At 37.3% G+C, this 12088-nt stretch carries 10 protein-coding genes; 3 read left to right on the plus strand and 7 right to left on the minus strand.

Annotated elements, in window-relative coordinates; genetic code table 11:
- Nucleotides 1-97: 97 nt before the first annotated feature.
- Nucleotides 98-880 carry a hypothetical protein gene (locus EHQ31_RS14110; RefSeq protein WP_135571232.1) on the plus strand — a complete coding sequence of 261 codons (783 nt, stop codon included), beginning with the start codon at nt 98-100 and terminating at the stop codon, nt 878-880.
- 106 nt (nt 881-986) lie between these two features.
- On the opposite strand, the gene EHQ31_RS14115 is transcribed toward EHQ31_RS14110, so the two are convergent.
- The 4 genes from EHQ31_RS14115 to EHQ31_RS14130 form a co-directional block, all read right to left on the minus strand.
- Entirely contained in the window at nt 987-4166 is a 3180-nt protein-coding gene (locus tag EHQ31_RS14115; protein ID WP_135571234.1) for an efflux RND transporter permease subunit, read from the minus strand.
- Nucleotides 4144-5556, minus strand: coding sequence for a TolC family protein (locus tag EHQ31_RS14120; protein WP_135571236.1), 1413 nt, complete (start codon nt 5554-5556; stop codon nt 4144-4146). The genes EHQ31_RS14115 and EHQ31_RS14120 overlap by 23 nt, the downstream gene beginning before the upstream one ends.
- A 4-nt stretch (nt 5557-5560) precedes the next feature.
- The gene (locus tag EHQ31_RS14125) at nt 5561-5785 is read right to left on the minus strand and encodes a YgaP-like transmembrane domain (RefSeq protein WP_135571238.1); all 225 of its coding nucleotides are present in this window, start codon (nt 5783-5785) and stop codon (nt 5561-5563) included.
- A 98-nt stretch (nt 5786-5883) separates the two neighbouring features.
- Nucleotides 5884-6150, minus strand: coding sequence for a metal-sensitive transcriptional regulator (locus EHQ31_RS14130; RefSeq protein WP_135571240.1), 267 nt, complete (start codon nt 6148-6150; stop codon nt 5884-5886).
- Between the two features lie 41 nt (nt 6151-6191).
- Here EHQ31_RS14130 and EHQ31_RS14135 point away from each other — a divergent pair, with 41 nt between their 5' ends.
- Nucleotides 6192-6947 (plus strand): SAM-dependent methyltransferase, encoded by a 756-nt coding sequence (locus tag EHQ31_RS14135; RefSeq protein ID WP_135571242.1) that lies wholly within the window; start codon nt 6192-6194, stop codon nt 6945-6947.
- 13 nt (nt 6948-6960) lie between these two features.
- Here EHQ31_RS14135 and EHQ31_RS14140 read toward each other — a convergent pair whose 3' ends face one another.
- Both EHQ31_RS14140 and EHQ31_RS14145 read right to left on the minus strand, forming a co-directional pair.
- Entirely contained in the window at nt 6961-8214 is a 1254-nt protein-coding gene (locus EHQ31_RS14140; RefSeq protein ID WP_135573948.1) for an FAD-dependent oxidoreductase, read from the minus strand.
- Complete coding sequence (locus EHQ31_RS14145) at nt 8211-9713, minus strand: succinate CoA transferase (RefSeq protein ID WP_135571244.1); 1503 nt, start codon at nt 9711-9713, stop codon at nt 8211-8213. Before EHQ31_RS14145 ends, EHQ31_RS14140 begins: the two co-directional genes overlap by 4 nt.
- Before the next feature lie 71 nt (nt 9714-9784).
- Here EHQ31_RS14145 and EHQ31_RS14150 point away from each other — a divergent pair, with 71 nt between their 5' ends.
- Nucleotides 9785-10195 carry a zinc ribbon domain-containing protein gene (locus EHQ31_RS14150; protein WP_135571246.1) on the plus strand — a complete coding sequence of 137 codons (411 nt, stop codon included), beginning with the start codon at nt 9785-9787 and terminating at the stop codon, nt 10193-10195.
- An 8-nt stretch (nt 10196-10203) separates the two neighbouring features.
- On the opposite strand, the gene EHQ31_RS14155 is transcribed toward EHQ31_RS14150, so the two are convergent.
- The gene (locus tag EHQ31_RS14155; protein WP_135571248.1) at nt 10204-12087 is read right to left on the minus strand and encodes an ABC transporter ATP-binding protein; all 1884 of its coding nucleotides are present in this window, start codon (nt 12085-12087) and stop codon (nt 10204-10206) included.
- Nucleotide 12088: the final 1 nt, after the last annotated feature.

Raw genomic sequence — 12088 nt, forward strand, 5'->3', positions numbered from 1 at the left:
CTGGCCTTTTTTTTGCCCTAATCATATATAAATTGACATATTTGACTTATTTATGTAATTTGTGTCGTAATATAGAAAATCAGGAAAGGGAAAAAAAATGCGAAGAACCATAACAACTGTACTTGTGATGCTGTTTGCAGGATCGCTCAGTGCACAAACATACACCGTGTTCATTCACGGTAAGTCAGACAAAAACCACAACGGTGTGGGGACAACAGACGTAAATTCGTATTGGGGAACCTCTGCGAATACGGTTTCTGGATCAAAAATTTTCATCGGCTATGATGGAACCTCTGATCCTAGAACTTACGGATCTGCACGCGCACAAACAAACATTGCCACTGGACTCACAAACTATTGCAAAGGGTCTAACTCTTGTAAAATCGTTTGTCACTCTGCTGGATGTTATGCGATTGAATTTTGGTTGTCAAACCTAGGTTCAACCGCATCTGCCAAAGGATTTAACCTCACAAAAGTAACAGCCCTTGCTGCGGCTTCTGGTGGGTCAGAACTTGCTTCTGCCCTCAATGGAATAACGTTTGGGTTTGCAGGAAATGCGATGGACAAATCTCTTATCGTATCCACTGCTCGTGGGGCTTTCAATCACAACAACACAGGTGGAATTCAGATCAACCATGTGCCTGGTTATAAAGGTGCATTTGGAGCTTCTGCCATCCTACCGGGAGAAGATGATTATGCTGTGGCATACCACTCTTCTTGCGGATACAACCGTGCTGGTGGACTTGATAAATGCCAATCTTCTATTGTGAGTGGTAGCACTACTTACACACAATACACTGGTCATTTAAGAGCTCCCTCTTTAACAGCAACAGGATTGTATAAGAACCATAGTGAAATTAAAAACGAGGGAACTCGTTAATTAGTTTGTCAAAAAAAAACTTTAGGTATCGAACCTAAAGTTTTGTCTTAAAGGCTGAAAGTAATTTCAGCCTTTTTTGTTTTCATTAAGTGATTCACTTAATTCCTTAAGCGTGTTTAATCACTCCTTGTCTTGATTTACCGATAAACCAATAATATAAAACTGGGACAGCAAATCGACTGAGGACAGTGGCAGCAATTTCACCAAACATAAGTGAGATGGCAAGACCTTCAAAGATTGGATCAAATAACATCACAAAGGATCCAACCACCACAGCAGAAGCAGTGAGTAACATAGGTCGAAAACGAACTACCCCTGCATGGACCACAGCTTCTTTAAGTTCCACACCTTTCCTAATTTCACCTTCGATAAAATCTACAAGTATGATCGAGTTTCTAACAATGATCCCCGCACCGGCGATAAAACCAATCATTGAAGTTGCCGTAAAATAAGCACCCATCGCCCAGTGACCTGGTAATATTCCAATTAGTGAAATGGGAATCGGAGCCATAATCACAAGTGGGACGGAATAACTTTTAAACCACCCAAGCACTAAAACATAAATGAGTAAAATCACCACGGCAAAAGCACCACCTAAATCGCGGAACACTTCATAGGTGATAAACCATTCGCCATCCCACTTAATTACAGGTTTTGTAGTATTCCAAGGAACATCTGCAGTTTGTGTTTCATATTTAATTTTGGGTGCAAGTTTTAACATTCCATATACAGGGGCTTCTTCTTCACCAGATAGTTCACTCATCACATAATTGACTGGTTTTAAGTTTTTACGAAAAAGAGCTCGATCTTCTTCCAAATATGGTTTTCCTAAAACACGTTCCGAGGAAACAACACCCGATTCCATCGACATGATGTTCTGGTTTTGAAAAGGGTTTTTAGATCCTCGGAAACTTTGGATCACAGAAAGATTCACAGTCACTTCTTCAGGTTCTTCCGCTGTCGCCAAACTGACTAGAGGAGATTCGGAAAAAAGGATAGATCCTGTATAAGCTAAGGCTGAAGTTTTGATCCCGTAAATTCCTGATTTTTCAAAATCGATTGGGTAAACCATTTTTGGACGACCATTTCTAAGAGATGTATCCAAATCTACTACACTTGGTTCCTTACGAAAAACTTCGTAAATTTCTTCAGTTACCTTTTTTCGTTCTTGTGCTGTTGGACCATACACTTCTGCAACCATTGTAGCCATCACTGGCGGCCCTGGAGGAATCTCCAATACTTTTGTTACGGCATCATAATGTTCACCAAACTTTTGTATGTCGGATCTTAAAGTTTCTATGATTTCATGGCTTGATTCTTTACGTTCATTTTTATTTTTTAGAATCACTTGCAAATCATTCATTGAATCAAGGTTTCGAAGAAAGGAATGTTTTACCATTCCTGAAAAGGAAAATGGTGCCGCTTCTCCTGCAAAAATTTGAATTTTTTCTACATTGGGATTTTTTAAAAGAATTTTGGTTAATTCTTCAGAATACCTCATACTTTGAGTCAGCGTTGTTTCCGGTTTATAATCTAACAACACTTGGAATTCCTCTTTGTTATCGAAAGGTAACATTTTTACCTTCACCCACTTAAAACCAACAAATGCCATGGAGATCAGCAATAATCCTATGGTAACCGCACCAAATACCGCAGCGTTCTTTTTGAAACCAAGTAACCAATTCATGAAGCGGATATAAATTTGATCCAGTTTGGAAACTTTATGTTCACCGGATCCGTTTTCCGCATTTAAATGGTTTTCTTTAAGTAATCTTACAGAAGCCCAAGGTGTGATGGCAAAAGCAACGATAAGAGAGAGAATCATAGCAAGGCTTGCACCGACAGGGATTGGTTTCATATAAGGACCCATGAGTCCTCGAACAAATGCCATTGGTAAAATAGCAGCGATTACAGTAAATGTAGCAAGGATAGTAGGATTACCAACTTCCGATACGGCAACGAGTGTAGCACGAATGATTCCTAACTTTGGATTTTCTTCTAAATGCCTTTCAATGTTTTCAACAACAACTATGGCATCATCCACAAGGATCCCAATAGAAAATATCAAAGCAAATAATGTGACACGGTTTAGAGTATAGCCAAGAAAATAATAAATCGCCAAAGTAAGTGCAAGGGTCACTGGAATTGCAATTGCTACAACAAGAGCAGACCTCCAACCCATCCATAGCGCAATGAGAACCGTAACAGAAATGGTAGCAATGAGTAAGTGTTCTATCAGCTCATGCGATTTATCTTCTGCTGTACTTCCGTAATCTCGAATCACACTCAAACGAATTTCTTTAGGTAGATCTTTTTGAAATAAGTTTGCTCTTTCCAATAAATCCTTGGATAAATTGACAACATTTGTTCCTTTTCTTTTAGCAAATACAATGGTAACGGCATTTCGTTTCCCTTCACCGATTGATTTATCATACAAAGCAGAAGATTTTGTTCGTTCTTCTGGACCTTCCTCGACAGTTGCCAGGTCTTGGATCCGAACCACTCGCCCACCCCTTTGTGCGACTGGAAGTCGTTTGACATCAGATATTTTCTTTAGTACGCCACCAACCTCAATATCCATAATGGCATCTGAGGACCAATTTTTTCCAGCAGGGATCAAAGCATCATTTTGTTTCAAACTCATCGCGACTTCAATTGCAGTGACACCAAATCGATTTAGAAGGTTTGGATCTACTTTTACCCTCACGACTTTTTTCAAGCCACCTAACATTTGTACAGATGCTAAATCAGGAGTAGAAGAAAGTTCACGTGCTAAAGGTGCTACTAATTGACGTAATTCGTAATCGTTCATGTTTTCTGCACTAAAACTTAATGCCAGAAAAGGAACGTCATCTATGGAATACGATTTTACAATAGGGCTTAAAGTGTTTGGAGGAAGCACATTCTTAACTTCCATCAATTTATGATGGATTTTAACTAAAGAAGGTTCAATAGGTTCTCCCACTTTGAATCGAACGGTGATATAACTTCCATGCCATTTACTAGTGGAATAAATATATTCAACACCCTCGAGTCCCCATACGGCGCGCTCTACAAACTCTGTAACTTTACGTTCCGTCTCTTCCGGTGAAAATCCAGGTGCAGGAATCTGGATATCAATCATAGGAACAGAAATTTGTGGTTCCTCTTCTTTGGGTGTTAAGTATACAGCAAATAACCCCAAGATTAAGCTAGCAACTGCGATAACAGGAGTAAGTCTCGAATGCAGAAATGTTTCTGCAAGGCGTCCAGCAAACCCTTTTCTAATTTCTTCCAATGGATTCATTTGATTCTTCCTTATTTGAAAATAACGATGTTTCTGTTCTTACTTGTAAAACAGCAATTTCTGTTTCCATAAGCACTCGGGATAATTCTAGAGATTTATTTAATGTTTCTGCAAATTGAATGGCGTTGATGGCTCCACTTTGAAAGAGTCTCTGCATATTTACAATTTGTTCGTCTTGGAATTTTACAGTTTCTCTTACTAAATCAAGATTCTCTTTGAGAGAAATTTCTTTTTGAAAAAGAGATTTAACATGTGCTTCTTCTTCCTTAGTTTTCTCTTCGATCTTTTTCAAAGCAGCCTCTGCATTAAGTTTAGATTCTTCGACTGCTCCCATATCTTTTGGATTGTAAAGATTCATTTGTAAATACACACCAGCTTGGTAAGCATTTGTTATGTTACGACTCCCTTGGTATCCATAAGCTTCCGAATAAGCGCCAACTTTAGGTAAAAATTTGGCCATCTCCATATCGCTTTTAAGTTTTTCCCCTTCGGCATATTTGATCTGTGCATTCATTTGGTTGGATCTTTCGTAACTGGTAGGGCGTTTGAAGTGTGTATCTAAAAAAATATTCAAATCTGATTCTATAATTTCTAATTCAGATGGAGGGAGGTCTGATAGAACATATAAAGTTTCTTTATAATCATTGATTTGTAGGTCAGATTGTTTTTCTAAAACGGCAATTTGGTTTTTTATAGATTTTAATGCAAGATAACCTGCATATCCAACAGGATTTCCTTTATTACCTAGGGAATAATTGGATTGGAACTTAGATTCAATTTTCCTTATTTGTTCCAATCTACGTTTGTATTCATTTAAAGTTTGGATCGCTCGGTAATAAAAACCAGTTTGTGCAAACTCCCGGTCCCTGACAGCAAGCCACTCAAACTTAAGGCCTGTTGATCTTTTTTCATTCATGGCTGCGAGAGTTTTTCCTGAACCACCTTCATACAGTGGTAAATCCATACCAAGGGTTCCGCGAGAATATGTATGGCTTCCTGGATAATTGAGGGTATCCTTTGCAAAAAGATTCATTGTGTCCGGGTTTAATGTCGAATAAGCTTGGTTATTCGAATCTAAAAAATTTCCAGGACGATATCTTGTTGAAGCTGTAGAAAAATCGGAATCCGTTGCACTTCTTTGACTTAGTTTTCCCATAAAATTTAGCGTGGGATCGTTTGTTTGGAAGGTACGCAAATCGGTATAAACTCGAGGTAACCAGTGTTTGTCGGATCTATCTTTTGCAATTTCTCCAGCTTTCCATTCCAAATACTTGGCTTTTCTTGCAGAGGAATTCTCTTCAATTCGTTTCCACAAATCACTAAAACCTAGGCCCTCCGCAAAGAGAGCCATTGGACCGACCAAAAGCAAAATGCTAATGATTGATTTCATAATTTTAGTCCCTTACCTTTGGTTCAAAACCAAGTTTGTTCAAAAGAATGGCCATTGGACAAAAACCAATTGTTGAAAACACAACTAAGTTCACACCCACAAGTAGATTCAATAAATACCACCAAGGCGAAACAAAGGTTCCAAGTGAAACACCCACGAGACTGAAAAGTCCTGCGATGAAATATACCACACGTTCCAAATACCAAGTTTTTGTTGAAGCTAGAAACATTACCATACCCCCTATAGTATATAGATACTAAATCCACATATACCCCTATGGGTATATGTGGCAAGCGATTTATGGATTTTTTACTTATTGGGAGGGATTTAGAGAGAAAAGGCGGCGGAGATTGCTTTTTTTACATCAGTTTCGATGTTTTGTGTGGATTTTTTTTCTTTAAAGCAAGTATCCATATATTCATGGATATAAGCCTCTCCAAACTTTTTCATGGCTTGGTGGGCCGCTTTCAAAAGTAAAATTGCCTTTTCGCAGTCTTTTTCTTCCGTTGTGATTGTATTCTTGATTGCTTCCAGCTGTCCCTGGATTCGATTGATACGGTGGATCAGTTTAGTTTGGTTTTCCGAAAGGCTCATACTACATACCCGGCAGGGTATAAGATTCCAGCAAGCAAAAAATGACACCTTTCCCCTTTTCTAAATCACCAGCGTATATCCTTCCCCAATCCCCCCCTTTTTACCTTTCCAATTTTGGATTTTGGGAAGGAGAATCTTCTTTTCACACAGCAGGAATAAGGTTTGTTTCAGAATTTGCCAAAGGATGCCAGCTAAAACCAGAAGCAAAGATTTTAGAAATTGGTTCTGGGCTTGGAGGAAGTTTATTATACTGGTCCAAATACTATCATCCAAAACTCCTATCCGCAATCAATCTCCCTGGAGAACAATCTGACTTCGCCGAACAACTATTTGGTTCTAATAATATAGATGTAAAACCTTTCATAAAAGGTAGTTGGGAAGTTTTAGGATCTATACCGGATTCTTCTTATGATTATGTATTTTCTTTAGATGCAGCCTATCACTTTAAGAATCTTACCGCATTTTATAAAGAAAGTTATCGGGTCCTAAAACCTGGTGGAAGATTTGTTTTTACAAATTTTCAAATCGCAGATAATAAATTTAAAAAATTCGTATGGCTTTATTTACCTTTTCTTATACCCAAGGAAAATTTAAAATTAAATGAAGAAACTATTTTAGATTTAAAAGCCGTTGGATGGAAACAAATTGAAAGCAAAAACTGGACCTTATTCGTAATCAAAGGTTTTACCAATCATACAACAAATTTACCTATTTCCTTAAAAACATTTGCAAAGGTTTTAGATTGGTTTGTGAATTACCTTGGACTTACTTACTACTATCATGTTTTCGAAAAATAAATCCAAGTAGTGGTTAGTTTTGAATCAAATCATCTATGTTTTTGTTTAATAATTGAGAAACAACCTGTAACGCAGATTTTGCACCAGCTTCTAAAAGAGGAATTCCATACAAAGAGTAAGATCCACACAACCAAAGATTGCAGTTTGTTTGAGAATGCAATGTTGAAATCCTTTGTATGGCCTTTGCGGTTCTTTCGTCCATTACGGGTCTTTCAAACTTAGCAACTTTTAGAATATCAACCTCTTTAGGCAGTTTGTGAGGATTCCAAGTTTGAAAGATTTTTTTTCCTTTCAACTCGGGGATGATTCTCCCTAAATCCAAAGTTACCTCAGGTTTATCAAAACCTTCCCTAATTTTAAAAATTAAAGATACTTTGGGATTTAAAAAATATGATTCATCAGTATGCAGTACAACATCGCTGGATTCATAACGAAATTCATTTAAAATTTCTTTTTCTAAATCAAATCCTTCACCAAGTAAGTCTTTAGCTTGGTTCGCTTGAGTAGAAAGAATCACATGATCAAATTCTTTTTCCTCATTGGTAAATCGAATGATTGTTTTATGATTTCGTTTATAAATTTTTTGAATCCCAGCATTTAGGTTTAAATTTTTTAAATTCTCTGTTAGCCGATTCACAACATCCCTTGTTCCTAAACTTGCTGTTTCTTGAGGAGTATAAGAATAACCACGAGAATGGTATCCAATAATGGTCTCAGCCGGATACGCACCGACTGTCTCCGTTTTGCAAGTATTTACTAAAGCAAATGTTGGTAGAAGGAATTCATAAATAAATTCAGTGGAGTATCCATATTTTACTAAAAAATCTAAAATGGAAATGGACGGATTTTCTTTTTTCCAGTCTTCTTTAGCGTTTGTGTAAAACTTCAATAAATCTGAAAAAATTTGCCTTCCTTTCCCTGTTCGAAAAGAATCCATTGTTGGTATTCCAAAAGGAATACCAAAGATTTGGTGAGAACGAAATCCAAAAATAGGATCTCCATTCGATTCAACAGAAAAAGAATAATCCACTGGCCTTGTTTTGATTCCGGCCTTATCATACACTTGAAAGAGTGTTGGATAATAGTCGCGTTTGATGGTTCTAAACGGAATATCAAATTCAATATTTTCCCCATCAATCATCTGTTTGGCACCAAAGGCAGCCATACCAATCTCCGGATGTTTCTCAAATAAAGTTACATCCTTATACTTTCCAATTGCCCATGCTGCTGTCAGTCCAGTGATTCCAGATCCAACTACTGCAATCACTTCATACTTCCCGTTTTTAAGAATTGCACATGCCAAGAAAGTGCCCTTTCCAAATCATGAGGAGTATGTTTGCCTTTTGATACGCGGAGTGCGTTTTCGTAATATTCGCGAAGTTTATCTCGGTAAATGGGATGAGCACAGTTATTGATAATGAGCTCTGCTCTTTTTTTAGGAGGACAACCTCTAAGATCAGCTAATCCTTGTTCTGTTACAAATATCATAGTTGAATGTTCGTTATGGTCTGTATGTGACACCATTGGAACCACTGCAGAAATATTTCCGTCTTTGGCAAGCGATGGTGTCATAAAAATACATAAATGGGAATTTCGAGTAAAATCTCCCGATCCACCAATTCCATTCATCATCGAGGTTCCCATCACATGTGTAGAGTTGACGTTTCCATAAATATCAACTTCGATTGCTGTATTCATAGCGATGAGTCCCATACGTCGAATCACTTCTGGATGGTTTGATATTTCTTGCGGACGAATGATAAATTTAGATTTCCATTCTGAAATGTTTTGGTGGAATCTCCGGAGGCCTGCATCAGAAAAAGTCAACGCAGAGGTAGATGCAATTTCTAATTTTCCTGCATCAATCAAATCAAAAACAGAATCCTGAACCACTTCTGTATACATCTGTATCGAATGGAAGTTTGGATCTTTCGCCATACTCGCAAGAACTGCGTTTGCGATATTCCCTACTCCATTTTGAAATGGAAGATACTCTTTGGGGATTCTTCCTTTTTTAATTTCATGTTGAATGAAAGACAGTACATGAGCTGCAATGTTTTGACAATCTTCATCAGGAGTTTTAAATACAGTAGAGGCATCTGGTGTACTAGAGCGCACAATCCCTTTGATTTTATCAGGAGGGACTTGGATGTAAGGCAATCCAATACGATCCCCAGGTGTTAGAATATTAATCGGAAGTCCTTTTTCATGATGGTTGGGAAGATATACATCATGGTAACCTTTTAACTCTAACGGATGTGTATCTGTTAATTCAATAAAAACTGATTCCGCATTTTGAATGTAAGTGGCACTCATCCCAGAAGACGTGGAAAGATATATTTTTCCATCTGTGGTTACATCAATAGCTTCAACTATTGCAACGTCAATTTTTGGCAAAATTCCATGTTCGATGTATTTCACAACATGAGATAAATGCATATCGATGAAATCGGTTTCACCTTGGTTGATAAGATTACGCAAATGAGAATTGGATTGATATGGAATTCTTAATTTTAAAGCGCCAGTTCTAGCTAATGCACCGTCTAGTTCTTCTCCAGTGGATGCACCGGCATATAAATTAATAGAAAACTCTTTTCCTGATTTTATTTCTTCTTCAATTCGTTTGGCAAAAGCAACAGGAATCAGTTTTGGGTATCCAGCCGGTGTAAATCCAGAACATCCTAGAGTGACATGTTGGGGAAGAAGTGCTGCCACTTCTTCTGCTGTTTTAATTTTTTGTTCAATTAAAGGGTTTGTTACGGCCATAATTTTAAATTCTCTTCTTTGACCAAAGATAAAGAGATTGCCTAAAAATAAAAAGTCCAAATTCTGAACGTATGGATTTTCTCTTATATCTGTATTGTTTGCTATTTGGAATCATTCTGGTTACGCCTTTTTTAGTCTTTTATTACAGATTCCGACTGGATGAATCACCCTTTGGTAAAGATGAAGGAGCTTATCTAAAACCCTTTACAGAAAAGAAAAACAATTTGTTGGATTCACTGAAAGACATTCGTTCTGACTTTGATTCGGGCAAATTAACAGAAGAAGAATTCCAAACCCAATCCCTTCCCTATATTGAAGCTTTGGATTCTTTAGAAGCAGAACTAATAGATAAAAAGGCAAATGTGGCAACTCTTCCCACTCCCAAAATCAACGAGAATTGGACTTGTGCCAACTGTGGTTCGTTTGTTGCTGTTCCTAATGCAAAGTTTTGTCCCAATTGTGGAACAAGTCGTTTAGCTTAATAAAAGTATTAATTTGAGCCAGAAAACTGCATATCATACAAACGTTTGTATTTAGAGTTTTGGTTTTTTAATAAATCAGAATGGCTTCCACTTTCTACGATTTCACCGTTTTCTAAATAGTAAATTGTATCTGCAATTTTGACAGTAGATAAACGGTGAGCAATGATGATAACTGTTTTGTTTTCATACAATCTAACAAATGCTTGCTGGATAAGACGTTCAGATTCAGTGTCTAAGGCCGAGGTTGCCTCATCCAAAATTAAAACTTCCGGATTGGCAAGTAGAGTTCTTGCAATTGAAATCCTTTGTCTTTGACCACCCGACAACATTACTCCGCGTTCACCAACGATGGTATCATATCCTTCTTCAAAGGCTTCTATAAACTCAGAGGCAAAGGCATCTTCAGCAGCTCGTCTCACTTCGTCCTCAGATGCGTCAGGTTTTCCGAAAGCAATATTTTCACGAATTGAACCGTTAAATAAAAAGATATTTTGCGAAACCACTCCGATGCGTTGGCGTAAATTATCTAAACTGATATCTTTTGCATTTACACCGTCCCAAAAAATACCACCTTCACTTGGATCGATTAATCTCGGCAAAAGGTCAACTAACGTTGATTTACCGGCTCCAGAAGAACCAACAATCGCGATGGTTCCACCACGGGGCAAACTAAGATTGATATGTTTCAGTGCATAAATATCTGTATTAGGATATAAATAAGAAACGTTTTTATATTCGATGGAGGTAGAAAGTGGTCCCAAAGGATTTGGGACTTCTGGTTCCTTAATGTCCACATTTCTTCCCAAAATTTCAAATACACGATCACTTGCTATGACAGATGCTTGGATTAAATTCACAAGAATACTCATCTGTTTTAACGGGCGCATCAAAAAAATTAAGGTTAGAAAAAAAGCAATAAACATCCCTTTTGAAAAACTTGCATCTTCTAATAAGTAAGCACCTATTCCTAAAAATACCATAGTCACAACAGAGCCAGATAACTCTGTCAAGGCGGGACCTATTTGGTGGTAAAAATGTGTTTTAAAAGTTTTATCAGAAAGGTTTTGATTTACTTTAAAAAATCGATCGGCTTCTTTATCTTCCATTGAAAATGCTCGGATCACTCGAATTCCAGAAATTACTTCCTGAAGGTCCCCATTCAATTCAGATAACTGTTCTTGTTGGTTTTTTGTGGTTCGCCTGATTCGATCAGCGAATGTACTGACAGGTCCTACAATCAACGGAATTACAATAAATAATAAAAAAAACAATTTCCAACTTAATACAAGTAAGATGATCAAATGAGTGACTATATAAAAGAAATCATTAATCGCATCTTTTAGATCATTTGAAACTACTTTTCCAACAATATCCACATCATTGATCACCCGGCTCATAAGCACACCGGTCTTTTCACGATAGAACTCATTTAAAGGTAATACCTGCAGTTTTTTATAGAGAGCTTGTCTGAGATCACTGACAGCAAGTAAACCTGCAGAATTGACAAAGTAAACCGTTCCCGCAAGACAAAGAAGTTTCAAAAAGTAAATAGGTAGGATGATTAAACAAAATAGATATACCAAATCATCAGGTTTTTTATCAACTAGTTCTTCGTTTGTTTTTTGTTTGAGATTGGCAAATTGCCATTCCCAGTATTTAAGTCCCTCGAGTTGGTTTGGTTTGTTGTATTCTGAAAGTAAGGTTTGGTCTTTTTTGGTAAGAGCAATTTGGAACTTGTAATTTTCACCAGTACCCAAGGAATCAAAAATAGGAATCAGAGACGTGAGGGAGGCCCCATTGAATATGGAAACAAATATAGACAGAAATATACCAATACTGAGTCTGTATTTGTATTTTGCCAAGTATGGCCAGAGTTTTCGGTAAATCTTCACG

Origin of the sequence: Leptospira montravelensis, from assembly GCF_004770045.1 — a bacterium.
Taxonomy (GTDB): Bacteria; Spirochaetota; Leptospiria; order Leptospirales; family Leptospiraceae; genus Leptospira_A; species Leptospira_A montravelensis.